Source organism: Cryptosporangium aurantiacum, assembly GCF_900143005.1.
GTDB lineage: Bacteria > Actinomycetota > Actinomycetes > Mycobacteriales > Cryptosporangiaceae > Cryptosporangium > Cryptosporangium aurantiacum.
This window is the reverse complement of the sequence record NZ_FRCS01000017.1, coordinates 53,997-79,256: the sequence shown is the minus strand read 5'-3', so window position 1 is coordinate 79,256 and position 25,260 is coordinate 53,997. Positions and strand designations below refer to the sequence as shown.

The 25,260-nt window shown below is 73.7% G+C and carries 20 protein-coding genes; 11 read left to right on the top strand and 9 right to left on the bottom strand.

Annotated elements, in window-relative coordinates; all coding sequences use genetic code 11:
- Window position 1: 1 nt before the first annotated feature.
- On the bottom strand, window positions 2–880 hold the full coding sequence (locus BUB75_RS36225) for an arginase family protein (RefSeq protein ID WP_073263900.1): 879 nt from the start codon (window positions 878–880) through the stop codon (window positions 2–4).
- Between the two features lie 71 nt (window positions 881–951).
- Between BUB75_RS36225 and BUB75_RS36220 the strand changes: the two genes are divergently transcribed.
- Window positions 952–1,722, top strand: a complete 771-nt coding sequence (locus BUB75_RS36220; RefSeq protein WP_073263898.1) for an SGNH/GDSL hydrolase family protein — start codon at window positions 952–954, stop codon at window positions 1,720–1,722.
- Window positions 1,723–1,812: 90 nt separating this feature from the next.
- Here the strand turns inward: BUB75_RS36220 and BUB75_RS36215 are convergent, their stop codons facing one another.
- Window positions 1,813–2,376 (bottom strand): dihydrofolate reductase family protein, encoded by a 564-nt coding sequence (locus tag BUB75_RS36215; protein ID WP_073263896.1) that lies wholly within the window; start codon window positions 2,374–2,376, stop codon window positions 1,813–1,815.
- A 97-nt stretch (window positions 2,377–2,473) separates the two neighbouring features.
- On the opposite strand from BUB75_RS36215, the gene BUB75_RS36210 reads away from it, so the two are divergent.
- The 9 genes from BUB75_RS36210 (at window position 2,474) to BUB75_RS36170 (ending at window position 12,279) form a co-directional block, all read left to right on the top strand.
- Window positions 2,474–3,445, top strand: a complete 972-nt coding sequence (locus tag BUB75_RS36210; RefSeq protein WP_073264044.1) for an RNA polymerase subunit sigma-70 — start codon at window positions 2,474–2,476, stop codon at window positions 3,443–3,445.
- A gap of 11 nt (window positions 3,446–3,456) precedes the next feature.
- Window positions 3,457–4,329 (top strand): alpha/beta fold hydrolase, encoded by an 873-nt coding sequence (locus BUB75_RS36205; RefSeq protein WP_073263894.1) that lies wholly within the window; start codon window positions 3,457–3,459, stop codon window positions 4,327–4,329.
- 48 nt (window positions 4,330–4,377) lie between these two features.
- Complete coding sequence (locus BUB75_RS36200; RefSeq protein ID WP_073263892.1) at window positions 4,378–5,247, top strand: AAA family ATPase; 870 nt, start codon at window positions 4,378–4,380, stop codon at window positions 5,245–5,247.
- A complete protein-coding gene (locus BUB75_RS36195) occupies window positions 5,244–6,353 on the top strand; it encodes a vWA domain-containing protein (RefSeq protein WP_073263890.1) in 1,110 nt (369 codons plus the stop codon). Before BUB75_RS36200 ends, BUB75_RS36195 begins: the two co-directional genes overlap by 4 nt.
- 119 nt (window positions 6,354–6,472) lie before the next feature.
- Window positions 6,473–7,666 carry a sigma-54-dependent transcriptional regulator family protein gene (locus BUB75_RS36190; protein WP_218617976.1) on the top strand — a complete coding sequence of 398 codons (1,194 nt, stop codon included), beginning with the start codon at window positions 6,473–6,475 and terminating at the stop codon, window positions 7,664–7,666.
- An 85-nt stretch (window positions 7,667–7,751) separates the two neighbouring features.
- Window positions 7,752–8,219 (top strand): (2Fe-2S)-binding protein, encoded by a 468-nt coding sequence (locus BUB75_RS36185; RefSeq protein WP_073263886.1) that lies wholly within the window; start codon window positions 7,752–7,754, stop codon window positions 8,217–8,219.
- Between the two features lie 79 nt (window positions 8,220–8,298).
- Complete coding sequence (locus tag BUB75_RS36180; RefSeq protein ID WP_073263884.1) at window positions 8,299–10,767, top strand: xanthine dehydrogenase family protein molybdopterin-binding subunit; 2,469 nt, start codon at window positions 8,299–8,301, stop codon at window positions 10,765–10,767.
- Complete coding sequence (locus tag BUB75_RS36175) at window positions 10,764–11,618, top strand: FAD binding domain-containing protein (protein WP_073263882.1); 855 nt, start codon at window positions 10,764–10,766, stop codon at window positions 11,616–11,618. Before BUB75_RS36180 ends, BUB75_RS36175 begins: the two co-directional genes overlap by 4 nt.
- Before the next feature lie 4 nt (window positions 11,619–11,622).
- A complete protein-coding gene (locus BUB75_RS36170; RefSeq protein WP_073263880.1) occupies window positions 11,623–12,279 on the top strand; it encodes an SRPBCC family protein in 657 nt (218 codons plus the stop codon).
- Window positions 12,280–12,337: 58 nt separating this feature from the next.
- Here BUB75_RS36170 and BUB75_RS36165 read toward each other — a convergent pair whose 3' ends face one another.
- Both BUB75_RS36165 and BUB75_RS36160 read right to left on the bottom strand, forming a co-directional pair.
- Window positions 12,338–13,390, bottom strand: coding sequence for a hypothetical protein (locus tag BUB75_RS36165; RefSeq protein ID WP_073263878.1), 1,053 nt, complete (start codon window positions 13,388–13,390; stop codon window positions 12,338–12,340).
- The gene (locus tag BUB75_RS36160) at window positions 13,387–13,953 is read right to left on the bottom strand and encodes an RNA polymerase sigma factor (protein WP_073263876.1); all 567 of its coding nucleotides are present in this window, start codon (window positions 13,951–13,953) and stop codon (window positions 13,387–13,389) included. The genes BUB75_RS36165 and BUB75_RS36160 overlap by 4 nt, the downstream gene beginning before the upstream one ends.
- A 68-nt stretch (window positions 13,954–14,021) precedes the next feature.
- Between BUB75_RS36160 and BUB75_RS36155 the strand changes: the two genes are divergently transcribed.
- The gene (locus BUB75_RS36155) at window positions 14,022–18,647 is read left to right on the top strand and encodes a toll/interleukin-1 receptor domain-containing protein (RefSeq protein ID WP_073263874.1); all 4,626 of its coding nucleotides are present in this window, start codon (window positions 14,022–14,024) and stop codon (window positions 18,645–18,647) included.
- A gap of 123 nt (window positions 18,648–18,770) precedes the next feature.
- Here the strand turns inward: BUB75_RS36155 and BUB75_RS36150 are convergent, their stop codons facing one another.
- The 5 genes from BUB75_RS36150 to BUB75_RS36130 are packed head-to-tail and all read right to left on the bottom strand — an operon-like array spanning window position 18,771 to window position 25,259.
- Window positions 18,771–19,556 (bottom strand): FHA domain-containing protein, encoded by a 786-nt coding sequence (locus BUB75_RS36150; protein ID WP_073263872.1) that lies wholly within the window; start codon window positions 19,554–19,556, stop codon window positions 18,771–18,773.
- Between the two features lie 33 nt (window positions 19,557–19,589).
- Window positions 19,590–20,876, bottom strand: a complete 1,287-nt coding sequence (locus tag BUB75_RS36145; protein WP_143175638.1) for a VWA domain-containing protein — start codon at window positions 20,874–20,876, stop codon at window positions 19,590–19,592.
- A 2-nt stretch (window positions 20,877–20,878) separates the two neighbouring features.
- Window positions 20,879–21,805 (bottom strand): protein phosphatase 2C domain-containing protein, encoded by a 927-nt coding sequence (locus BUB75_RS36140; RefSeq protein ID WP_073264042.1) that lies wholly within the window; start codon window positions 21,803–21,805, stop codon window positions 20,879–20,881.
- Between the two features lie 2 nt (window positions 21,806–21,807).
- Window positions 21,808–24,090: a serine/threonine-protein kinase gene (locus BUB75_RS36135; protein WP_084742137.1), complete on the bottom strand. Its 2,283-nt coding sequence runs from the start codon at window positions 24,088–24,090 to the stop codon at window positions 21,808–21,810.
- Window positions 24,087–25,259, bottom strand: coding sequence for a hypothetical protein (locus BUB75_RS36130; RefSeq protein WP_073263866.1), 1,173 nt, complete (start codon window positions 25,257–25,259; stop codon window positions 24,087–24,089). Before BUB75_RS36130 ends, BUB75_RS36135 begins: the two co-directional genes overlap by 4 nt.
- Window position 25,260 lies beyond the last annotated feature (1 nt).

Sequence of the window (25,260 nt, the reverse complement as noted above, 5' to 3'; positions counted from 1 at the left end):
TTCACGCCGCGCGCTGCTCCAGCAGACGCGCGGCGCCCGCGACGTACTGGGCGATGCGCCCGGCGGCCGCACCGCCGTCGAGGTCCGGGTTGTAGATGCAGACGCTCAGCCCGCCGCAGCCGCCGATGCGCAGCAGGGACGCGGTCAGCGTTTCGAGCTGGTCCCAGGTGAGGCCGCCGGGCTGCGGATAGTCCACGGCGGACAGCGCGCCGGTGCTCAGCACGTCGAGGTCCACGTGCAGCCACCAGTGCTCGGTACGGGCGATCAGCCCGGCCGCCATCCGTTCCCCGATCTCACCACCGCCCGGGGCGGCGAGGCGCTCCCCGGCCAGCACCGGCACCCGGTCGGCGATGGTCCGCTGCCCGGCGTCGGCCAGCTCGGTAGCGTCCCGAGGACCGAGTTGCACCAGATCGGACGCGCGCAGGCAGGGCAGGACCGGGGCCAGCGCCGCCGGCGCGGGAACCCATCCGAGCGCGAGCGCGATCTCGCTGTCTGCCGCCTCGCCGCTGGGGGAGCGGTGCGGGTCCCAGGCGTCCTCGTGCCCGTCGACGAAGACCAGCCCCGCGCCGTAACCGCGGTGCTCGGCGGCAACGAGCCCGCCGAGCAGCACCGGGCAGTCACCGCCGAGCACGACCGGGACGCGGTCGGCGGCCCAGGCGTCCAGCACCCGCTCGGACACCGAGGTCACCATCGCGGCCAGCGCGTCCTCCGCAGCCAGGCCGCTCGGGCCGCGGGCCGGGTCGGTGATCGGCACCGCGGCCTCGACCACGCGCGCGCCGGGCAGCGCGGTCGCCAACCCGGCGTCGAGCAGGGCGGACGGTGCCCGCGCGACGCCGACCGAGGAGCCGGAGGAGTTGAACGGAACGGTGATCAGGTCCACCGCTCCATACTGCTCCGACTGCGGTTATACCGCCGTGTGAGCACGGCGGTCGCGCGTGATCGGATGACGGCATGGCTTACCGACACGTGGTTGCTCTCGGAAGTTCGTTCGCGGCCGGGCCGGGGATCCCGCCGGTCGTCGACGCGACGGCCGGCCGCTCCGGGAGCAACTACGCCCACCTGCTCGCGGACGCGCTCGGCGCCCAGCTGACCGACCTGACGGTGTCCGGTGCGACGACCGCGACGATCCTGGACCAGTCGCAGCGCGTCGCCCGGAAGACGTACCCGCCGCAGCTCTCCGGTGTCCCGGCGGACGCGGACCTGGTGACGGTCACCGCGGGCGGCAACGACCTGGGCTACCTCGCGACGGTGCTGCGGCTGGCCTGGGCGAACCGGTTCCAGCGCTCGTGGCTGACCCGGCCGCTGGGTAACGCTCTGGCTCGCGGGCCGGTGCCGGTCAGGGATCCGGACGTCGCGGTGGACGGGCTGCGGCAGGTGGTGGAGGCCGTGCGGACCCGGGCGCCCGGCGCGCGGGTGGTGCTCGTCGACTACCTCACGATCCTGGACGAGAAGGCCCCGCCCGCGCCGTTCACCGAGGCGCAGCACAAGGCGCTGCGGGCACTGGGACGCCGCGTCTCCGGCGCGTTCGCGGTGGCTGCCCAGGCCACCGGCGCCGACCTGGTCAAGGCGTCCGAGCTCAGTGTCGGGCACGGCGTCGGATCGCCGGAGCCGTGGGTGAACGGGTTCGTGGCGAGTCCGCGCCGGGCGGCGGCCGCGTTCCACCCGAACGCCGCCGGTATGCGAGCGATCGCCGACGAGCTGGTCCGGCGCCTCGCGACGTGAGTTGACGCTCCCGGCTGCGCCCAAGCGGATTGCATTTGGAAGACGTATGGCCCTTCCAAATGCAATCTGCTCACCGGCGCGTGGGCGCGGTCAGGGGATCACGCGACGCACGATCGTCAGCACGGCGGCGTCGGCGGGCTCCGCGGCCGTGAACCGGAAGCCGGTGGGCGTGCCCGTGGCGAACAGCCGGTCTCCCGCGCCGACCACGGTCGGGAACGTGACGAGCCGGTACTCGTCGACGAGGTCGGCGGCGGCCAGCGCGTGCACCAGGCTCAGGCTGCCGATCACGAGGACGTCGCACCGGGTGCGCTCGGCCTCGACCCAGGCCACCGGGTCACCGTCGATCGCCGCCGAGTTCGACCAGGCGCTCGGGTCGATGCCGGTGCGGGTGGCGACGCGCTTCGGCGCCGCGTTCATCACACGGGCGTAGTCGGTGTCGCGGCCCGGCCAGAGGCGCGCGAAGTGTTCCCACGTCCGGCGGCCGTACAGCTGGACGCCCCGCTCCATCCGCGCCCCCAGGCGGAACTTGTCGTCGCTGACCGGTCCCGGCCCGTAGCGGAACGCCCAGCCGCCGTGGTCGGTACCCCAGCGTCCGTCGGGGTCGGAGACCACGCCGTCCAGCGTGGTGAACTCGATGACGATGACGTCGCCCATCGGGGGCTCCCTCCTGCTGCGGCGGCCACGGTCCGGCCGCCCTCCCCACCACATACCGGCGCCGGGAGTGAAACTCATCGCGGCGTACGCTCCCGGCGTGGCGCAGCAGCAGTTCGAGGCCTACCGCGGCGACTTGCTGGCGCACTGCTACCGGATGCTCGGCTCCGTCGAGGAGGCCGAGGACCTGGTGCAGGAGACGCTGCTGCGAGCCTGGCGGGCCGCCGACCGGTACGACCCGCGGCGCGCCTCGGTGCGGACCTGGCTGCACCGCATCGCGACCAACGCGTGCCTCACCGCACTCGAGGGCCGGAGCAGGCGGCCGCTGCCCAGCGGCCTGGGACCGCCCGGCGACGATCCGCGGGCGCCGCTGGTGCCGAACCTCGACGTCCCGTGGTTGCAGCCGTTCCCGGACGCCCGGCTGAGCCGCCGGGGAGGGGGCGACCGGGGAGGGGACGACCCGGCGGACGCCGTCCAGCAGCGCGCCGGGCTGCGGCTGGCGTTGGTCGCGGCGCTGCAGTTGCTCCCGGCGCGGCAGCGGGCGGCGCTGGTGCTGCGCGAGGTGCTCCAGTTGCCGGCCGCCGAGGTCGCTGAAGCCCTGGACAGCAGCGTCGCGTCGGTGAACAGCAGCCTGCAGCGGGCCAGGGCCACGCTCCGGTCGGCCGGGCCGGTGCTCGAGGACCTGCGCGAACCCGCCGATCCCGGTGAACGCGCGGTCGTCGAGCGGTACCTGATCGCGTTCGAAGCAGCCGACGTCCCCGGGCTGACCCGCCTGCTGGCCGACGACGTGGTGCTGGAGATGCCGCCGGTGCCGCTCTGGCTCACCGGCCGGGCGCACTACCGCGAGTTCATCGAGGGCGTCTTCGAGCGGCGCGGAACGGGCTGGCACGCGGTGCCGGTGCGCGCGAACGGGAGCCCGGCGCTGGCGGCGTACGTCCCGGTGGACGGCGTGCTCCGGGCCCACTCGATCCAGGTGTTCGACGTGGCGGACGGGCTGATCCGCCGCTGCGTCACGTTCGCCGACCCGTCGGTGTTCGGCCATTTCGGACTGAAGGACGTCGTTCCCGGCTAGCGTTCATTGCCATGCCGCCGAGGGAATACTCCGTCGAGTTGCCGACCCACTCCGCCGGGGTCCTCGAGTGGGGGCCGCCGGACGGGGAACTGCTGATCGCGCTGCACGGCTTCCCCGACACCGCGTGGACGTGGCGCACGGTCGCGCCGCTGCTGGCCGACGCGGGTTACCGGGTCGCGGCGCCGTTCCTCCGCGGATACGCACCGTCCGGCATCCCGGCCGACCGGGACTACTCCGTGCGCGCGCTCGCCGCCGACGCGATCGCGCTGCACGAGCGGCTCGGCGGCACCGCGACGACGGCGCTGGTCGGGCACGACTGGGGCGCGATCGCGGCGAGCGCGGTGGCGGGGGACAAGGGTTCGCCGTACTCCCGGGTGGCGCTGCTCGCGGTGCCGCCGCTGGTGTACCTGAGCCCGACGCCGGAGACGCGAGGCCCGTGGCGAGGCGCGCTGCTGCGGCAGCCGTTCCACTCCTGGTACATCGGCTACAACCAGGTGCCGGGACTGGCCGAGCGGAACTTCGACTGGCTGGTGCGCAGGCTGTGGAAGCGGTGGTCGCCGGGGTACGACGCGATCGACGACCTGGACCGGCTGGCACGGGCGGTGCCGGACCGGGCGCACGCCACGGCGGTCATCTCGTACTACCGTGCGTTGCGCTCCCGCGGCGGCACCCGAGTGGCGTCCGCACCACCCCGGGTGCCGCTGCTCTACCTGCACGGAGACCGGGACGGCGCGCTCGACCCGAGGTTCTTCGCGGTGGTCGAGCCCCGGATCGCACCACCGTCACGGGCCGCGCTGCTGCCCGGCGTCGGACATTTCCTGCACCTCGAACAGCCGGACACGGTCACCCGGCACCTCCTGGACTTCCTCCGGGCCGCCGACTGAGGCCGGGCCCCAACCAGGGGCCAACGCTTCTGTGCGTAGCCTCGTCGAATGGAGTTTCGTTCCGCCGCCGACATCGCCGCTCGCCTCGGCGGGACCGGCTACCTCTGTGACGACGCGCTGGCCACCGTGACGTTCCTCGCGCTCGGGATGCGGCGACCGCTGCTGCTCGAGGGCGAGCCGGGCACCGGCAAGACCGCGCTGGCCGAGGCGATCGCCCAAAGCCTGTCGCTGCCGCTGATCCGGCTGCAGTGTTACGAGGGCATCGACGCCACCCAGGCGCTCTACGACTGGGACTTCCCGCGGCAGATCCTGCACCTGCGCGCGCTGGAGGCCTCCGGCGGCGTCGACGCCGAGCAGGCCGAGAAGTCCCTCTACGACGAGCGGTTCCTGCTGGCCAGGCCGGTGCTGGCCGCCCTGCGGGAGGCGCCGGCGGTGCTGCTGGTCGACGAGATCGACCGCGCCGACGACGAGTTCGAGGCGTTCCTGCTGGAGGTCCTCTCGACCTACCAGGTGAGCATCCCGGAGTTCGGCACGGTCGCGGCGGCCGTCCCGCCGATCGTGATCCTGACGTCGAACCGCACGCGCGAACTGCACGACGCGCTCAAGCGGCGCTGCCTCTACCACTGGATCGACCACCCGGGGCTGGAGCGGGAGATCGAGATCGTCCGCTCGCGCGCCCCGGAGGTCTCGGCCGCGCTGAATCGTCAGGTCGTCACCGCGGTGCAGGCGCTGCGCGGCGTCGACCTGCAGAAACCGCCGGGCGTGGCGGAGACGCTCGACTGGGCCCGCGCGCTGCACCTGCTCGGCGTCACCGAGCTCGACCTGGAGTCCTCGGCGCGCACGGTCGGCGCCCTGGTCAAGTACCGGGAGGACGCGGAGAAGGTGCGGCACGCGCTCGACCGGCTCCTCACGCAGTGAGTGACAACCCGGCGGAAGCCATTCTCCTCGGCTTCACGGTCGCGCTCCGCGCCGCCGGGGTGCCGGTCACGCACGACCGGGCGCAGAGTTACCTCGTCGCGGCGGCGATGGCAGGGCTGGACGACGCGGCGGCGACGTACCACGCGGGCCGGGCCACGCTGTGCGGCTCCCCGGCCGACCTGGAGCGCTACGACCAGGTGTACCAGGCGTACTTCGACCACCGGTCGGGCCTGCCGCGGCGCCGCCCGGCCCCGCCGACCGCGGTCACCACGTCGTCGTCGATCCTGCCGGCGTCGGAGTCCGACGGCGGGGACGGCGCGGAGGACGACGAGGTCGTCCGGGCGATGGCCAGCACCGCCGAGGTGCTCCGGCACCGGGACGTGGCGACGCTGACCGCGAACGAGAAGGCGCGGCTGGCCACCATGTTCGCGACGCTGGATGTGCGGCCGCCGCTGCGCCGGTCCGGGCGTCTGCGGCCCTGGCACCGGGGAACCCTGGACGCGTCCCGGACGCTGCGGGCCAGCCTGCGCCGGATGGGGGAGCCCGCCGCGCTCGAGTGGCGCCGCCACGCCCTGCGGCCGCGCCCGGTCGTGCTGCTGATCGACGTCTCCGGGTCGATGAGCGCGTACGCCGACGCCCTGCTGCGGCTGGCGCACCGGATCGGCCGGCAGACGACCGGCATGGAGACGTTCGCGCTCGGCACCCGGCTCACCCGTCTGACCAGGGCGCTGGGCACCCGAGACGTGGAGCGGGCGCTGATCGCCGCCGGGCAGACCGTCCCGGACTGGTCCGGCGGCACCCGGCTCGGCGAGACGCTCACGGTGTTCCTGGACCGGTGGGGCCGTCGCGGCCTGGCTCGCGGCGCGGTCGTCGTGGTGTTCTCCGACGGCTGGGAGCGGGGCGACGCGGCGCTGCTGGGCGAGCAGATGGCGCGGCTGCACCGGATCGCGCACCGCGTCGTCTGGGTCAACCCGCACCGTGGCAAGGACGGCTACGAACCGATCCAGGTCGGCATCCAGGCGGTGCTGCCGTCCGTGGACGACTTCGTCGCCGGCCACTCGCTGGCGGCATTCGCGGAGCTTCTGGACGTCCTGGCGCGGGCCTGACCCCGATCGAGCTGTGACGACGTCACCGCCGTGGTATGACCGTGACGGCGAACGCGATCACAGGGACATCGGGGTCTCGGATGGCAGACGGCGACTTACAGGAACGTAGGGTGCAAGCGGTGCGCGCCTGGACACTGTTCACCGAGCACGGGGACGTCGCGGCCCAGGTCCGTCCGGAGATCCTGAACAGCTGGGGCCGCTCCCGCGAAGCGCACGTCTCCACCGAGGTCGAGGCCGCACCGATGGCCGACGAGTCGGAGACCGACGCGGTCTGGAACGACACCCCGCTGCAGGCCGCGGTCGAGGCGGTCGAATCCGAGCTGCGCCGGACCGCCGAGGACGGCGACCTGGTGATCGCGGTGACCGACGCCAACACCCGGATCCTCTGGACCTACGGCGGCCGGGTGATGCGCAACCGGGCCGAGCAGGTCGGCTTCCTGCCCGGCGGGCGCTGGGACGACGAGTCGGTCGGCACCAACGCCCTCGACCTGGCCAACCGTTTGGACACACCGTCCACGGTGTTCAGCGCCGAGCACTACGCGCGTATCGTCGCCAATTGGGTTTGCTGGGCCGCGCCGGTGCACGACCCGGCCTCGGGTCGGAAGCTCGGCGTCATCGACCTCTCCACCACCTGGGACCGCACTCATCCGATCGGCCTGGCCACCGCCCGGGTGATGGCCCGGCTGATCGAGACCGCGATCCCGTACTCGACCGAGCACCCGTCCGCGCAGCCGGACCAGACCGCCGACCCCGGCCTGGTGATGACGTTGCTCGGCACCGCGGAGACCCGGCTCGACGGGTACCGGCTGCTGCTCAACCGGCGCCAGACGGAGGTGCTCGCGCTGCTGGCGCTGCACCCGGAGGGCCTGTCGCTCGAGCAGTTGCACGCGATGGTCTACGGCGATCAGGCGATCACGTTCTCCACGCTCAAGGCCGAGGTCAGCCACCTGCGGCACGCGCTCGGCGGCCAGCTGTCGTCCCGGCCGTACCGGCTGCTGATGCCGGTCGCCACCGACGTCCAGCACGTGCTCGCGCTGATCCGCGGCGGCCACGTCGCGGCGGCGGTCGAGGCCTACGGGGGAGACCTGCTGCCGGGCACGAACTCGCCCGCGTTGAGCGAGCTGGCCGACTACGTCGCGGTCGCGCTGCGCGAGGCCCTGCTCGCCGACCCGCAGCCGGACGCCGTCCTGCGCTACAGCGAGGAACTCTCGCCGTACGACCGGGAGGTCGTCGAGGCCTGCCTGCGGCGGATCGCCCCTCCGCACCCGGCGATTCCGCTGCTCAAGGCCCGGCTGGCGGTCGCGGGCCGCTGAGCCGCGCGTGTCCAACCTTCCGCCAACCGCGCGCTGCCTAGGGTGAGCTGACTCACATCCGGCTGAAGGACGATGGAGCTCCCCCATGACTCGAATCAGCCTCAAAGTTGACGGCGCGACCGTCTCCGACGACGTCGAACCGCGCATGCTGCTGGTGCAGTACCTGCGCGAGCGGCTCGGCAAGACCGGCACCGTGATCGGCTGCGACACCAGCAACTGCGGTGCCTGCACGGTGCACCTCAACGGCCGCAGCGTGAAGTCCTGCAACGTGCTGGCGGTGCAGGCCGACGGCGCCGAGATCACCACGATCGAAGGACTCGCGACGAACGGCAGCCTCCACCCGGTCCAGGAGGCGTTCCGCGAGTGCCACGCCCTGCAGTGCGGCTTCTGCACGCCGGGAATGATCATGCAGTCGGTGGACCTGCTGAAGGAAAACCCGACGCCGACCGAGGAGGAGATCCGGCTCGGTCTGGAAGGGAACCTCTGCCGCTGTACGGGTTACCACAACATCGTGCGTGCCGTGCAGCTCGCGGCTGAGGGTGGTCAGCGATGACTGTGTATCCCGTCGACCTCCTCCGCTCCGCTCCTCGCTCGCTAGCGCTCGCTGCGATGCTCACTGTGGAGGCCGCCTCATGACCGCCGTCGACGAGCGTCCCGAGGGCCCGGCCGCTGAGATCGGCCGCGACCGGCGTCGCAAGGAGGACCAGCGGCTGATCACCGGCCGTACCCGATGGACCGACAACCTCACGCTGCCCGGCATGCTGCACCTGGCGATGGTGCGCAGCCCGTTCGCCCACGCGCGGATCGTCAGCATCGACACCTCGGCCGCCGCGGAGGCGCCGAACGTCGTCACGGTGATCACCGGCCGAGACGTCGCCGAGGAACAAGGCGGTCTGCCCAACGCGTGGCCGATCACGCCCGACCAGGTGGCACCGGTGCACCCGCCGATCGCGGTGGAGCGGGCGACGTTCGCGGGTGAGGTCGTGGCCGTCGTCGCGGCGCGCACCGCCGCGGAGGCCCGCGACGCCGCCGAACTGGTGGACGTCGAGTACGAGGAACTGCCCGCCGCGCTCGACCTGAAGGCTGCGGTGGAGGACGGCGCTGTGCTCGCCCACCCCGAGCTGGGCACGAACAAGTCCGCGCTGTGGGTCTTCGACTCCGGTCAAGCCGGAACCGGCGGCGACGTCGAGGCAGCGATCGCGAAGGCTCGCACCGACGGCATCGTGATCGAACGCGAGTACCGCCAGCAGCGGCTGATCCCGGCGTTCATGGAGCCGCGGTCGGTCGTCGTCGACCCGACCGGTGAGCAGGTCACGATGTGGTCGGCCACCCAGATCCCGCACATCCTGCGGTTCCTGCTGGCCGCGGTCACCGGCATCTCCGAGTCGAAGGTCCGCGTGATCGCGCCGGACGTCGGCGGTGGATTCGGCGGCAAGCTCCAGTCGACGCCGGAGGAGTTCATCACGTTCATGCTGGCCCGGCGGCTCGGCAAACCGGTGAAGTACACCGAGACCCGCTCGGAGTCGCTGGTCTCCGCCCACCACGGCCGGGACCAGTGGCAGAAGCTGACGCTCGCCGCCGAACGGGACGGCAGCGTCACCGGGCTCAAGGTCGAGCTGCTCGCCGACCTCGGGGCGTACGTGGCGCTGGTCGGCGGTGGTGTCCCGGTACTCGGCGCGTTCATGTTCAACGCGATCTACAAGTTCCCCGCCTACCACTTCGCCTGCCAGACCGTGCTGACCAACAAGACCTGGACCGACGCCTACCGCGGCGCCGGCCGCCCGGAGGCCACGTTCGCGATCGAACGGATCATGGACGAGCTCGCGACCGAGGTGGGCGTGGACCCGCTGGCGATCCGGGAGAAGAACTGGATCACCCACGGGGAGTTCCCGTTCACCACGGTGTCCGGGCTGACCTACGACTCGGGCAACTACGAGGCCGCGACGGCCAAGGCCAAGCAGATGTTCGGCTACGACGAACTGCGGGCCGAGCAGCGCAAGCGGCGGGAGTCGAGCGACCCGGTCCAGCTGGGCATCGGCATCTCGACGTTCACCGAGATGTGCGGGCTGGCGCCGTCACGGGTGCTCGGGACCCTCGACTACGGCGCGGGCGGGTGGGAGCACGCATCGGTCCGGATGCTCGCCACCGGGAAGGTCGAGGTGGTGACCGGCGCGTCGCCGCACGGCCAGGGCCACGAGACCGCGTTCAGCCAGATCGTCGCCGACCGGCTCGGCGTCCCGTTCGAGGACGTCGAGGTGCTGCACGGCGACACGCAGATCTCCCATCGGGGCCTGGACACCTACGGATCGCGGTCGCTCGTCGTCGGCGGCGAAGCCGTGGTCCGCGCGGCGGACAAGGTGATCGAGAAGGCGAAGGTCGTCGCCGCGCACCTGCTGGAAGCCTCGGTCGACGACCTGGAGTTCAGCGGTGGCCGGTTCGGGGTTCGCGGCACCGACCAGGGCGTGACGATCGGCGAGGTCGCGCTCGCCACGTTCGCCGCGCACAACCTGCCGGACGGGGTGGAGCCCTCGCTCGACTCCGACGCGACGTACGACCCGGTCAACTTCAGCTTCCCGCACGGCACCCACCTGTGCGCGATGGAGGTGGACACCGAGACCGGCGAGCTGTCCATGCGCAAGTACGTGGCCTGCGACGACGTCGGCAACGTGATCAACCCGCTGATCGTCGGCGGGCAGGTACACGGTGGACTCGTCCAGGGCATCGCCCAGGCGCTCTGGGAGGAAGCCGTCTACGACGAGTTCGGCACGCTGGTGACCGGCTCGCTGGTGGACTACTTGCTGCCGACCGCGGCCGACACGATCAGCTTCGACGTCGACCACACGACGACGCCGGCCACCAGCAACACGCTGGGCACGAAGGGCGTCGGCGAGGCCGGGACGATCGCCTCGACCCCGGCGGTCGTCAACGCGGTGGTGGACGCCGTCCGCCACTTCGGGGTGCACGACATCCAGATGCCCTGCACGCCCGAGCGGGTGTGGAAGGCGATCCACGGAGGTGCCGCACCGACTCAGGCCGCAGCGATGCCGCACTTCGATGAGTCAGAACCCGGTGTGGACAGCACGGAAGGAACGGGCCAGTGATCCCCGCACAGTTCGACTACCTGGCACCGACCACGCTGGAGGAGGCCCTGGCCGCGTTGTCCGAGCACGGGGACGACGCCAAGCTGCTGGCCGGCGGCCAGAGCCTGCTGCCGGTGCTGCGGATGCGGCTCAACGCCCCCGAGGTGGTGATCGACCTCGGTCGCATCGCGTCCCTGCGCGGCATTCGCGACGACGGCGACGCGATCGTGATCGGCGCGATGACCGAGCACTCGGTGGTCGGCTCGGATCCGCTGGTGGCTACGCACGCCGCGCTCATCTCGAAGGCCGTCGAGCACCTCGCCGACGCCCAGATCCGGCACCGGGGAACGTTCGGCGGGGCGCTGGCCCACGCCGACCCGGCGGGTGACCTCGGCGCGCCGGTCCTGGCGCTCGGCGGTCAGTTCGTCATCACCGGCCCCGGCGGCACCCGGACGGTCCCGGCCGACGAGTTCTTCGTCGGGCTGTTCGAGACCGCGATCGGAGACGACGAGATCCTCACCGAGGTACGGATTCCCAAGCACACCGGCTGGGGAGCGCACCACGCCAAGTTCGTCCGGATCGCGCACCAGTGGCCGATCGTGGCGGTCGCCGCGACCGTCCGCACCGAGAACGGGTCGATCGCCGAGGCGAAGATCGGGCTCGCGAACATGGGCTCGGCGCCGCTGCGGGCCCGGGCTACGGAGGCCGCGCTCGCCGGCGCGGCGGTGACGCCCGACGCGGTCGGTGCGGCGGCCGAGCACGCCGCCGAGGGGACCGACCCGCCGTCCGACCTGAACGGCGACGCCGAGTACCGTCAGCACCTTGCGCGGGTTCTGACCCGGCGGGCCGTGCTCGCCGCTGCGGGAGGGTGATCGGATGGATTTGACCCATCGTTTCCACGTCCCTTCGGATGTCGACGCCACCTGGGCGCACTTCCAGGATGTGTCCGGGCTCGCCGGGTGCTTTCCCGGTGCGTCGGTGACCTCGGTGGACGGTGACGAGTTCACCGGCTCCTGCAAGGTGAAGCTCGGGCCGATCGCGCTGGTCTACAACGGCAGCGGCACGTTCTCAGAGCGCGACGAGAGCGCGCACCGGCTCGTCGTCGAGGCCAAGGGACGGGACAAGCGCGGCAACGGAACGGCGGCGGCCACCGCGACGCTGACGATGTCCGAGGCGTCCGCCGGTGGGACCGACGTCGAGGTCGTCACCGACCTGACGGTCACCGGGAAGCCGGCGCAGTTCGGGCGCGGGCTGATCCAGGATGTGTCCGACAAGCTGCTCGGTCAGTTCGTCGGGTGCCTGGAGCAGCAGCTGAGCCCGTCGGAGGAGGCGCCCGCGGAGCCGGAGCCGACGCCGTCACCCACGGTTACAGCGCCTCCGGCTACCCCGGTGGCGCCACCGGCGCAGCCGGAGGCGCTCGACCTCGGCGCGACCGTGCTTCCGGTGGTGCTGCGGAACTACTGGAAGCCGGCGCTGGGCGGACTGGTCGTCGTGCTGGTGCTCCTCCGCCTGCTCCGGCGTCGATCTCGCTGAGTTTCGTCGCGCCCGTCGTGCCCGGCTCTGCGGCCGGGCACGACGGGCCCGCGCCGGATCAGTTCGGCGCGCACCCCAGCGTGCCGTCGTACCCTTCCGGCACGGTACCGGCGGCCACCTCGTCGACGATCTCCCAGAAGATCTCCGGGTAGTCACCCTCCGCGGCCATGTCCTTCAGGAACTTCCAGTCATGGCTGCCCCGCAGCGCGTCGGCGGCCCGCTTCACCGCGGCCGCGTCGCCGGCCTTCGTCGCGCGCTGCCACTCGGCGATCCACGCGCAGCCGACCTTGCTCGCGACCGCTGCGCCGAACTGGTAGGGGTCGTTGGTGCCGAGCTCCTTCAGCGTCTCGGCGTCGAACCCCGGCGGCAGCGGTACGCCGGTGAGTACCTGCTGAGCCCGCTCGTCGATCCGGTCCGGCGTCACGATCTCCGGCGGTAGCGCGGCCAGCCACGTCCGGACGTCAACGTGTTTCACGAGGGCGAGAACCCGATCCAAACTGGCCCGCGTCCAGTTCCCGTCGGCGAGCATCTCGACGAACGACGAGTCGCGCGGCGGCAGCATGACCCCGAAGTCGTCCGCGGTGTACTGGAACAGCTCACCGTGCCGTCCGTCTATCGTGACCCGGGCCGGCGTGCCCGTCTGCAGACGGCCCTCGTGGTAGTCGTCGTAGTAGGCGGCGGGGCGCCAGTTGATCTCCAGGCTGCGCCCGTCCTTCTCCCACCGGATCGAGCCGGCCGCCTCGGCGAAGCCGGTCACGTAGGTGGCCTTCCACCCGGGCTCGTCGATCAGCAGCCGGGGGTTGTCCTCGGCGGCCTTCAGCACCAGCGCCGAGTAGGTGACCGGAGTGGACTCGCTGATTACCGGGCGACTCTCCGGCTTCGAGGCGTCCGGAACGGTCAGCGCGAAGACACCGGCGAGAGTGGCCGCCGCGACGCCCCCGGCGACGATCGGCACGAGGAAACGGCGTCGCCGCTTGGCCGGGGTCTCGCTGACGGGTACCGACACGATCTCCTCCAGGAGGCTTTGTGCGGCCCCGTCGAGGTGCGCGCTGACCGGAGGTCGGTAGGGGTCGGCGTCGCGGATCATCCGGTCGAGGTCGTCGTCGGTCATCTGCCCTCCTCGTGGGGCCGTGCGGTCATGACGTCGAGTACATGTCCGGGCGGTCCGAGCTCGTGACCGACGAGCTCCCGCAGCCGTGACCGTGCACGCGACAGCCGGGTCCGCACCACCGCAGGGCTCAGCGCCAGCACCTCGGCGATCTCGCGCGGCTCGAGCCCTTCCCAGAACGTCAGCGTCAGGACCTCCCGATCGATCTCGCCGAGCCGGGCCAGCGCCGCCTGGATCACCAGGCGTTCGGGCACCTCACTGCCGGGATCAGCGACGACTGTGGACTTCAGGCGCTCCCGTAATCGCTCGCCGAGACGCTCCCGGCGCGCGCCGCCGCGGTGATGGTTCGCCAGGACCCGCCGCGCCACCCCGTACAGCCACAGCCGAGCCTCGCCGTCCGGCGGCATGTCACGACTGCGCCGCCAGGCGACGAGAAACGTCTCGGCGACGATGTCGGCCGCGTCCTCGGGCTGCTCGGAACGCCGGATCGCGTACGCCAGCAGCGACTCGAAGTTGGCCGTGTAGATCCGCCTGAAGCGGTCCTCGTGTTCGGTCCCGGAGGTCACGTCTACTCCATGTCCGGCAGTACTCCGATCGTGACCGACGGTCTCGCGCGGCATGGCACGCTGGTCCGGTGCCCACGTTCTTCGTGTCCTACACGACGACCGACGAGCGGTGGGCCGAGTGGATCGCCGGCGTGCTCCGGGACGCCGGGTACGGCGTCGTCCTGCAAAAATGGCACATGGTGCCGGGCACGCACTGGCTGGCCGAGATGGACCGCGCGATGCGGGAATCCAGCCACACGATCGCGGTGGTCTCGGCGGCGTACCTGCGGTCGGCGTACGGCACCGCGGAGTGGCAGGAGGCGTACCGCACCGACCGTGAGGGCAGGCACCGGCGCCTGATCCCGGTCCGGATCGAGGACTGCGCCGTCGACGGGCTGCTCGCCCGGGTGACCCGGCTGGACCTGGTCGACCTGCCGCCGGACGTGGCCGCCGAACGACTCCTCGACGGCATCCGCGCGGTGCTCACGGGCTCGGCCGAGCCCACGGGGCCGATCACCTACCCCGGCCGGGCGTCCTCGGCGTACGTCGAGCAGGTCTGGCAGATCGCCCCGCCGACCCTGGACGGTCGCGACGCGGAACTCGCCGAGCTGGCCGCGTTCTGCACCGCGCCGGACGGCCCGTCCTACGCCTGGTGGCGGGCGAGCGCGTGGACCGGCAAGACCGCGCTGCTGTCCTGGTTCGTTCTGCACCCGCCGGCGAAGACCCGGGTCGTCTCGTTCTTCGTCACTGCCCGCTTCGCGGCCAACAGCGACCGGTCCGCGTTCACCGAGGTTCTGCTCGAACAACTGGGGGACGTCACGGGGCAGGCGCTTCCGTCGTTCCTGCCCGCCGCAACCCGGGAGGCGCGGCTGTTACGCGAGCTCGGAGCCGCTGCCGAGGTGTCGGCGCGGCGCGGGGAGCGGCTCGTCCTGGTCGTCGACGGGCTCGACGAGGACGCGCGGACCGACGGGCGCAGCATCGCCGCGTTGCTGCCCGTCCGTCCACCGGAGAACCTCCGAATCGTCGTCGCGGGGCGTCCGGACCCGCCGCTGCCCGACGACGTCCCCGGCGGTCATCCGCTGACCGACGCCGCAACCGTCGTCCGGGATCTTCCCGGCTCACCGCACGCGGCGGCGGCCATCCGTCCGCTTCCCGCCTCGGCGGCCGTCGTCCGGGATCTTCCCGGGTCACCGCACGCGGCGGTCGTCCGCGCGGACATGCAGCGGGAGCTCGACCGGCTCTGGAACGGCAGCACACTGGAGCAGGATCTGCTCGCGCTGGTCGTCGCGGCCGGTGGCGGCCTGTCGACCGCCGACCTCGCGGCGCTGGCCGACGGGGACGCGTCGGAGTACGCGGTGGAGCGCGCGGTCGGGAGCCGGACGTTCGCCACGCGCCGCGGACACTGGACCGGCGCGACCGTCCACGTGCTCGGGCACGAAGAGCTGCACCGGGAAGCCGTACGACGTCTCGGCCCCGGTCGGCTGGGCGAGTTGCGCGGCCGGTTGCACGCCTGGGCGGACCAGTATCGTGCTCGTGGCTGGCCGCCGGACACTCCCGAGTACCTGCTCCGCGGCTACTTCCGGCTGCTCCAGGACGCCGGTGACCTGCCACGTCTGGTCGCCTGCGCCACCGATCGGGCCCGCCACGACCGCATGCTCGACGTCGTCGGGGGCGACACCGCGGCCTTGGCCGAGATCGCCGACGCCCAGCACGCCGTGCGGGGCGCCGCGGTTGCGCCGGGCGCCGGAGTTGACGCGGTGCGGGGCGCCGGGGTCGACCTCGCGGTGATGGCGCGGCTCGCCGTGCATCGCACCCGGATCACCGAGCGGAACGCCAACATTCCGGCGCTGCTCCCGGCGGTCTGGGCGCGGCTCGGACACGGCACCCGCGCCGAGGAGCTGGCGCGAGCACTGGCGACCCGCCCGGATCGCCGCGTTCGCGCACTGGCCGAACTCGCGGTCGCGTTGTCCGGCGGGAGTGCGTCCGGCTCGGACAGGTCCGGTGACGGTGCGTCCCGCGAGGGAGCCTCCGACGCGGGGCGGGCCGAGCGGGCTGACGAGTTGGTGCGGCTCGCTGAGCAGATCGGGCGGGCGGTGATCACCTCGGTCGCGGATCGCCGCCACGTGCTGCGGGAACTCTGCCGCGTCCTGCTGCGGGGCGGCGACCTGACCGCAGCCGAGCGAGTGGCACGCGGCGCCGACGACCCGGCCGAGGTGGCCGGAGCGCTGGTCAGGCTGGGGCAGGACGCGCTCGAGCTCAGGCGCCCGGACCAGGCCGAAGCGCTGTTCCGCGGCCTGGACGATCCGGTGTATCGCCTGTTCGGGCTCGGCCACCTGGCCCAGCACCTCGCGGACGCCGAGCCCGGACGCGCCCGCGCGTTGATCGGCGAGGTCCGGAAGGGAGCGTCGCGGATCCAGGACGACCAGGACCGCTCCCGCGTCGCCGGAACCGCGGCGATCGCGCTGGCGCGGCTCGGAGCGCTCGACGACGCTTCGCGGGTCGCCGCGCGGGAGATCCCGCACCAGGAGTTCCAGGCCCGGGCGTGGCTGGCCGTGGCGCAGCACGCCGTTCGCGCGGGGGAGACCGGGCGTGCGCTCCGGCTGGTCCGCCGGGTCGACAAACGGACCGTGTACCTGCTGCTGGACTACCTGGACGACCTCTGGGAGCCGATGGCCGACATCCTGGCCCGCGCGGGCCGGCCGGACGAGGCAGCGCGGATCGCCGAGCGGTACAGCGACGAGCCCACGCCGGCCGCGTGGCTGAGCACACGCGTGCGCCTGGGCGCTCTGGCGGCCCGGGGCGGAGATCCCGACCGCGTCGTCGCGATCGCGCGTCAGATCACCGAGCCCGCGGACCAGGACGCGGTCCGGGTGGTGCTCAGCGCGGCGCTGGCCGAGGCGGGGGACCTCGTCGCGGCCGAGCGGATCGCACACCGCGTCGCCCACCCCGCCGAGCGCGGCCGAGCCCTGCTCGCCCTCGCCGCCGCGCTCACCTCCGCCCACAATCGAGACGCAGCCGCCCGCCCTCAAGACGCAGCCGACCGGGACGGATCCGAGCGGGGCCGCGCTGGCCGGGACGGGGCTGGCCGGGACGGGGCTGGCCGGGACGGGGCTGGCCGGGACGGGGCCGGCCGGGCCGCGGCTGGCGGGGCCGGGCTTGGCGTTCCCGGTCGGGACGGCGCCGCCCGGGATGAGCCCGCGCGGAGCCGCTCGGGCCGGGGTGCGGCTGGCTGGGGCGGGGCCGGCTGGGGCGGGGCTGGCCGGGAGGCGGCTGGCTGGGGCGGGGCTGATCTGGGCCGGGCGGAGCGGATCGTGCGCGCGATCCCGCTGCCCGACGCGCGAGCGGACGGGCTGGTGGCGCTGAGCGTCGCCGCGCTGGACGCCGGTGACCACGCGGCGGCGATCGCCTGGGCGCGGGAGGCCGAGCAGGTGGCCCGGGCCGCGGTCGACCAGGTCGAGTCCGATCGGGCCCACGCGGAGCTGAGCCGGAGCGCCGCCAGAGCAGGTCTCCTGGACGACGCCGAGCGCGCGGCGCGACGCATCCAGGACCTGCCCGCCCGCGTGCACGCGCTGAGCGATGTCGCCCGCGCCGCGGCCGTGGCCGGAGACGACGCCCGCGTCCGGCGTCTCGCGACCGACCTTCGGGTGGCGGCGGCGCGCATCGAGGACCCGGACCAGCGGCTGTCCGCGCGGATCGCCGCCTGCCTCGTGACGGCCCGCGCCGGTGACGTGGACGGCGCGCGGCGCGTGGCCACCGAGATCGACGACCGGCTGCACGGATCGTTTCGCGCACGCGCCGCGCTGGCCGCGGAGTTGGCCGGCGCCGGAAACGTCGCGGCGGCCCTCAACCTCGCACGCAGCGCACGCTTCGTGCGGGATCGCGCGAAAGCACTAGCAAGCGTCGCCATCGCCCTCGTCACCACCGCTGCGCCGGGCGCCGGCCGCGGCGCTTCCGCGCCCGCAACCTCGGGCGCCGCGCCCGGAGAAACCGCGGCTGCGGCCTCGGGTGCTGACGGCTGCGGCGGCGGTGTTGCTGGGGAGACCGTGGCGGCCGTGCTCCAGGAGGCGGAGGCCGCGCTTGCCGGACACGCGACGGGCGCGTTCTTGTCCGGTTCGGATGCGGTGGCCGCTGCGCTCCTGGAGACCGGCGACGCCGTCGGGGCTCGCCGTGTCGTGGGCGACGATCCACCGGCCGACGGGTCGTACCTGAGCCGTGAGCGCGTGCGGGTTCTGCTCGCGACGACGTCCGATCTCGACCACGCGGAGAAGGTCATCCGGGCGATGGCCGATCCGCACGCCGGGATCGGTGGGTTCCTCCAACTGATCCGGGCTACTGCGGAGACCGGACAGTACGACCGGGCACGTGCGCTCGCCGACGAGTTGCCCGGCCGGTACCGGACGGTGGGGCTCCTCCAGCTCAGCGTCACTGCCGCCGGATCGGGCGCATACGCGCTGGCGGACCGGGTCGCGCGGGAGATCGACAACGACGACGATCGTGGACGCGCTCTGGCGAGCCTGGCCGAGGCCTACCACCACGCGGGCTACCCGGACCGGGCGGTGGCGCTGCTGGCGGAGGTGATGAGCACCGGTCACTGGGCCGGTCCGGCGCTCGGCGTCCTGCCGGACGTCGCTCCGGCCGCGATCGCGACGCTCTCGACGCTGGTGTGCGACGGCCCGCCCTTCGCGGCCGATCGCCGGCGCGGGGTGCAGACGTGAGGGCGGGAACGATGCGAGTGAGGGCTCGCTAGAGCGAGCTTTCCGCCGCATCGTTCGGGCGTGCGGCGTCGACCCGGGGTAGGCGCTGCGCGCTCCGTGTCGGACCGGTAACCGTCTTAGGCGTCAGGAGGGTCCGCCGGCGCGGATCGTGAGGCGGGTCCAGGCGCCGACGTTGACGGTGGCGCCGTCGGAGAGCGGCACCGGCTGCTCCGCGTCGATCGGATCGGGACTGCCGTTGACGTACGTGCGGTTGGTCGACCGCAGGTCGATGACCGACCACTGTCCGTCCGGCTGCGGCAGCAGGAGCGCGTGGGTGTGCGAGACGGCCGGGTCTTCCGGGGGCCCGACCAGGTCGATGTCCGGATAGACGCCGCGCGACCTGCTGCGGCGGCCGATCAGCAGCTGCTGGCCGGTGAGCGGGAACCGGCGCTCGGGGCAGAACAGCGGGAAGGTGACCTCGTCGACGTCTGGCCCGTCCATGGCCCGGACGCGTTCGTAGTACTCGCGGTCGGCGGTGACCACCACCCACCAGCCGCCGGGAGCAGCCTCCGGGAGCGACTCGCCCAGTGCGGCCGGGGGCGACGGTGCGGCCGGGGGCGACGGCGGGGCCGGGGGCGACGGCGGGGCCGGGGGCGACGGCGGGGCCGGGGACGACGGCGGGGCCGCGGCCAGCGAATCGTGGCCGCACTCCTCGCAGAACCGCCCGGTCAGCGGCGCGTGGCAGACCGGACACGCAGCGGCCTCGGCCGCCCCCGCCGACGACCCCGCCACCCCGGGCGGCCCGAGCCCGGACGACCCCGACCCGGACGCTCCGGGAACCGGCCCCGACGGCATCCCGGACAGGCGCGTGCCGCACTCGTCGCAGTAGTCCGTCGAGGCGGACTCGTGGCCTCGCGGGCAGACGACCATGACGGCGACCTCCTGAAGAACGTGCTAGGGGTATCAGTCCGAGGATTCCCGCCGGACCTGGCGCGTCTTCCGGGACCCCACCGCGGCCATCTCGACGTCGATACTGGCCGCCACGCTTCGCAGCCGCACGGTCCCGGTGCGCTCGTCGATGACATCGACGACCTTCGCCAGCATTTTGGCGGTATCTTCCCGCCCGGCCTCGGACGCCAGCCGCACGGCGGTGCCGAGCCGGGCGGTGGCCTGCTCGACGTCCCCGGCGGCGCGCGCGGAGAGCCCGGCCTGGATCGCCTCGGCCAGCTCGGTCTCGTTGCTGTAGTGCGCGACCTGCCGGTTGAGCCGGGTCGAGGACGCCATGTCGTCGGTCCAGACCGCGCGGACCAGGCTCTGCGCGAGCACGTCCTCACCGTGCACCACGCTGACCCTGGCGGCGAGCATCTCCTCGCCGACCGGGTTGGGCTCGACGTCGACCCGCAGGTGGTACTCCCTGGTCTCGGCGCCCCAGGTACCGATCGGGTACTCGCCGATCCGCGCCGACACGTCGGTCCGCCGGTCGGTGAGATCGGTGATCTCCGGGTGGACCTGCTTGACGAACTGGACGCGGGCGCCGGTGGGCGTCCACACCCGCAGCGCCACACCGGCCAGGTTCTTGCTCATGGCCGCCGACGTCATCGCGACGAAGTCGGCGGTGAGGTCCCGCGGGTCCGGGATGCCGGACGCCGTTCCGTGCAGTTGCTCGGCGATCTTGATCAGGTCACGGGCGACCCAGCCGGTGCCGACACCCCGGCTGTCGCAGACGAACTGGCCGACGCACGGCGCCAGCGCGTCGTTGAACGTCTTCTCGGCCTCGCCGTTGGCCCCGTCGGTCAGCAGGATCGCGTGGTTGATCGCGGCGCCCCGGCGGGCGAACAGCGTCCGCGCCAGCGTCAACCAGACGCCGATCGCGGTCCCGCCACCGGCCCGGACCGAACGCAGCGCGTTCTGCGCGGCCCGGCGCGTCCGCGGGGACGACACCGCGAGCTCGTTTCCGGACGGGTAGTCGAGCCGGGCGCCGGTGTCACCGGAGACGATCCCGAACGCGACGCCGTCCGGCAGCGCCTCGATCGCGGCGGCGGCGGCCTCCTTCGCGGCCACGAGTTTGCTGCCGGACATCGACCCGGAGGCGTCGATGAGGATGATCTCCGCGGTGTCGGTTCGGGACGTCGGGGCAGCACCACCACCGGCCACGCCGGACCCGGTCACCGTGAGCACCGCGTCCACGGTCCGCCCTTCCGCCGGCAGGAACTCGTTCTGGTGAGTCTCGATCGTGATGGTCGCAGGCATGCTCATAACGAGGCTCCTCGCGGGTGAGTGACTGGGGACGAGAGAACCGCGACGGCGATGTTGTCGGCGCCCCCGGCGTCGAGCGCCAGCCGGGTCAGACGGCGCGCCGCCTCGCGCGGAGGAACACCGGTGAACCCGGCGAGCGCCGCCGCCGACGGCAGGTAGCGGGACAGGCCGTCCGAGCACAGCACCAGGCAGCCGTCGGCGGGTGGCTCCACCACCGCGACCTGGACCTCGATGCTGCCGGCGTCGGCGCCGACCCAGCGGACCAGCGGGGCACCGACCGCGGCCGGGAGAGCGTCGTCGACGGTCAGACAGCGCGGCTCACCCGCGGCGGGAACCCAGTACGCCCGGCTGTCACCGACCCAGCCGATCGTGATCCCGCTGTCGGTGACGGTCCCGGACACGTAGGTGCAGCTGGGCGCGTTACGCGGATCCACCTCGGCCAGCCGGGCCACCGCCGCGAACGCACGCCGGAACGCCTCCGCGGCGGCGGCGCGCGCCTCGGACCCGAGCGCCAGCGCGCTCAGCAGCTCGCGGAGGCCGGTGTCGGCCGCGGCGGTCGCGGCCGCGTCCGCGCGCGGGGTGGTGGACACCCCGTCGCAGACGACCGCCGCGACCCCGTCCGCGACGGCGCCGATCGCGACCGCGTCCTCGTTGTGGTGCTTGCGGTGGCCACGGTCGGTCACGGCGGCCAGGCCGGGGAGCTCCAGCTCGGCGCGGTCCAGCCCCGCGCCTCGCCGCCGTCCGCACTCGGCGCAGTAGGCCCCGGCGCGCACCCCCACCGCCCCACAGTGACCGCACCGGCCGCCGGGCGCCGCCGAGGAGAGCCACTGCGACGACGGCGCCCGCAGGTCACCACCGCACTCCTCGCAGTACAGGTCGGCGTCCGCGCCGGTCACCGCGCAGTTCGGGCAGGTGAGCACCATCGTCACACCAGCGTCCGCGGGCGGATCCCGTTGGCCAGGTCCACCAGCGTGATCCGTTGCGCGGAGTCCGGCGCCACCCGGGCCAGCGTCCGGTAGACCCGCTCCAGGCCGAACCGCAGGCCGCGTTCGGTCAGCGGGGAGCCGAGGACACGGGCGCCGCCGCCGTCGGCCGGTGCCCCGTTCCGCACCCAGCTCAGCGCGGCGGTCAGCAGGTCGACCGAGAGCGCGGCCTTCGGCTCGACGTCGAGCGGAAGGCGTTCGATCCGCGCGGACACGTCGGCGAACACCGCCGCCGAGGGGGGTGCCGCCAGCCGGGCGCGGGCCGCGGCGACCCCGGCCGCCACGTGGTGGCTGGAGCTGACCGGAACCGCCTCCAGCACCTCGATCGCGGCGTCCTGCTCACCGCGGGAGAGCAGGATCCGGGCCAGGCCGAACGCCGCGCTGACGTACCCGTGGTCGGTCGTCCACACCCGGCGGTAGCGCGGGTAAGCCGCGTCCGGGTCGCCGGCCCACTCGTTCGCGGTCGCGAGCGCCAGCTGCGTGATCGGCTCGCCGGGCAGCGCCCAGAACACGACGTCGAACGCGGCCGCGGCAGCGCGGGGATCCCCGTCGGCCAGCGCGGCCAGGCCCCGGAACCAGTCGATCCGCCAGTCCGGCGGCGCCACCGCCGCGAGGCCGTCGAGCGTCTGCCTCGCGCCCGCGGTGTCACCCACCGCGATCCGGGCGCGGGCCAGCGCGATCGGCACCTCGATGCTGTCGCCCGGCGCGCCGGCCGCGGCCGCCGCGAGGGCGTCGGGGTCGAGACCGCGGGTGGCCAGCAGGAACGAGGCACCGGGGTCGGTGGGGTCGATCTGCGGCACCGGCAGCGCGGCGGCGATCGCGGGCCCGTCGAAGGCACCGCCGAGGTCGGTCGCGAACGCCGTGCCCTCACCGCTGAACTGCGCGGACGGCGCGGGGCGGGGCTTCCCGTCGCCGGTGGCCAGAACCTGGCGCAGGACGCCGAGCAGCTGCTCGGACATGTCCGCGGCGGTCTCGAAGCGCCGATCCGGGTCGTGGTCGGTGGCCCGCAGCAGGAGCCGGTGGTACGGCTCCTGCTCGGCGAGCAAGGGCTGGTCGTCGGGGGAGGGGAGCCGGTCGACGTAGGTGGACGAGAAACCGCGGAAGTCCAGGCTGAGGACGGCCAGCGTGCGGGCGACCGTGTAGAGGTCGGAGCTGACCGACGGCCCGGACCGGGCCACCTCCGGGGCCTGGTAGCCGACCGTCCCCCAGACGGCGCTCGTCGTGTCGTCGATCCGGCGAACTGCGCCCAGGTCCACCAGCGTGAGCCGGTCGTCGGCGTGAATCGCGTTGTCGGGCTTGAAGTCGCAGTACAGCAACCCGCGTTCGTGCAGGTAGCCGAACGCGGGCAGGATCTCCAGGCCGTAGGCCAGCACCTGCTCCAGCGGTAGCGGCCGGGCCACCCCGTCCGGCCCGGACCGGTCGGTGCGGATGTCGCGGAGCGACCGGCCGCCGACGTAGGCCATCACGATGTACCCGACGTCGTCCCCGGTGCGCGGGTCCGGGTGCAGGGCGAAGTCGTGGATCTTGACGATCCCCGGGTGGTCGACGCTCACCAGGAACCGCCGCTCGGAGACCGCCGCCGCCATCGCGTCCGGGTCACCGGCGTCGATCAGGCCCTTGAGCACGACCCAGCGGTCGCTCACGTCGTCGCCGACGTTCTTGTCCCTGGCCAGGTAGATCCAGCCGAGGCCGCCGTAGGCGAGGGCGCCGAGCACCTCGTACCGGCCCGCGACCAGCGTGCCGGGCGCCAGCTTCGGGACGAACGAGAACGGCGTCCGGCACGACGGGCAGAACCCCTCGTCGCGTCCCGGCTTGCCGTCGCGGTCGCGGCCCACCGGGCGCTCGCAGCCGGGGTTGCCGCAGAACCGCCGGTCCTGGGCCACCTTCGGGTCGGCCAGGACGGCCGTGGCGGGATCCGGCAGCGGGATCCGCGGCAGGTCGAGAAGGCCGCCGCCGATGCGGCCCCGCCCGGTGGTGCGGCCGCGGCGGCTCGGGCGCGACGATCCGGTGGTCGAGGAAGTCCCCGACGCCGAGGACGGCCCGGTCGCCGAGGACGGCCCGGTCGCCGAGGACGGCCCGGTCGACGACGAGCCGGTGGACGAGGGGCCCGCGGACGAGGGGCCGGTGGACGGACGAGCCGCGGGCGCCTTGCGTCCACACTCGTCGCAGTACCCGTCGGGGGCGTAGGTTCCGGCGCAGCCGGGCCGTACGCAGGTTCCACTCACGCCGCGCCACCTCCAGGGCTCTCCAGCAGAGATCGCTGGTACGCCACGACCGCGCGGGTCGCGGCGGGCAGATCACAGGGCGCGGTCCAGAGCAGCGCCCTGGCCGCGCTGTAGCCGGCCAGAACGTCCGAACGCTCGATCAGGCCGAGCCGGGCGGCCTTCGCCCGGTAGGCCTCCAACCGGCCGCGTAGTTCCTCGCGCCGGGCGAGCAGGCCGTCGGCGAACCGGTGCCGTTCCCCGGCGTGGTCCAGCGCCTCGCGGACCGACCGCTCCAGCGCGGGCAGCGCGGTGTCCAGCGCGACGACGTCGAGCCGCTCGAGCGTGGCCAGCCGCCGCCGCAGCGCCGGTTCGGAGTCGGTGGCCGCCGGGAGTCGCGGGTCGTGGATCTTCTCGGTCGCCAGCGCGTACACGTCCCGCGCCGCGCTCTCGGCGGCGGCCAACCGGTCGAGCGCCTCTTGCACGGCCGCGCGCCGGGCCGGGTAACCCGCGCGCAGCGCGGCCTGCCGCGCCAGCCGCGCGGCGGTCTTCTCGACGGCGGCGACGAGACGCTGCACGTCCGCTCCGGCCGGGTCGGTGCCGAGCGGATCGGCGGTCGCGCGGGCCCGCAGCTCCCGCAGCGCCGTCCGATGCGCGTCCACCTCGGCGTCCGCCGCCGGCGCAGGCCCGGCGCCCACACCCAGCCCGGCGTCCGCGTCGGTGAGCGCGCTCTCCAGGCGGCCGAGGAGTGCGGTCAGCGCGGCCACCCGCTCGTCGACGACCGTCAGGGTCCCGCGGATCTGGCGGCAGTCCTCGTCCAGCCGGTAACACAGCGCCGCGGCGCCCAGCACGCGGTAGGCGCCGGGCAGCGACTCGTCCGCGATCGGCGCCTCCAGCAGCGCCGACACCTCGGTGACCTGGGTGCGCGACGGCCACCGGGCCGACGTCCGCAGCCGGGCCGCGGCGTCGAGCACGGTTCCCAGCGCCGCGAAGCCCGCCCACAGAGCGTCCACCTGAACCCGGACGCGCTCCGCGACCTCAGCCGTCGCTCCCCGGAGACCGGGGGACCGCAAGTGGGCCAGGCCGCCGTGCTCGGTGTCCATCGCGACCAGCGCCGCCGCGAGCTGTTGGCGACGCTCGTTCAGCGCGGCCAGTCCGCGGTCGACGCCGCCCCGGCTCCTCGGCGCGGCCACG

Bases quoted from the DNA above. Each gene is read 5' to 3' on its own strand.
- BUB75_RS36220 (WP_073263898.1), top strand. From the start codon at position 952: ATGGCTTACCGACACGTGGTTGCTCTCGGAAGTTCGTTCGCGGCCGGG.
- BUB75_RS36215 (WP_073263896.1), bottom strand. From the start codon at position 2,376: ATGGGCGACGTCATCGTCATCGAGTTCACCACGCTGGACGGCGTGGTC.
- BUB75_RS36205 (WP_073263894.1), top strand. From the start codon at position 3,457: ATGCCGCCGAGGGAATACTCCGTCGAGTTGCCGACCCACTCCGCCGGG.
- BUB75_RS36200 (WP_073263892.1), top strand. From the start codon at position 4,378: ATGGAGTTTCGTTCCGCCGCCGACATCGCCGCTCGCCTCGGCGGGACC.
- BUB75_RS36185 (WP_073263886.1), top strand. From the start codon at position 7,752: ATGACTCGAATCAGCCTCAAAGTTGACGGCGCGACCGTCTCCGACGAC.
- BUB75_RS36180 (WP_073263884.1), top strand. From the start codon at position 8,299: ATGACCGCCGTCGACGAGCGTCCCGAGGGCCCGGCCGCTGAGATCGGC.
- BUB75_RS36170 (WP_073263880.1), top strand. From the start codon at position 11,623: ATGGATTTGACCCATCGTTTCCACGTCCCTTCGGATGTCGACGCCACC.
- BUB75_RS36165 (WP_073263878.1), bottom strand. From the start codon at position 13,390: ATGACCGACGACGACCTCGACCGGATGATCCGCGACGCCGACCCCTAC.
- BUB75_RS36150 (WP_073263872.1), bottom strand. From the start codon at position 19,556: ATGGTCGTCTGCCCGCGAGGCCACGAGTCCGCCTCGACGGACTACTGC.
- BUB75_RS36145 (WP_143175638.1), bottom strand. From the start codon at position 20,876: ATGCCTGCGACCATCACGATCGAGACTCACCAGAACGAGTTCCTGCCG.
- BUB75_RS36140 (WP_073264042.1), bottom strand. From the start codon at position 21,805: ATGGTGCTCACCTGCCCGAACTGCGCGGTGACCGGCGCGGACGCCGAC.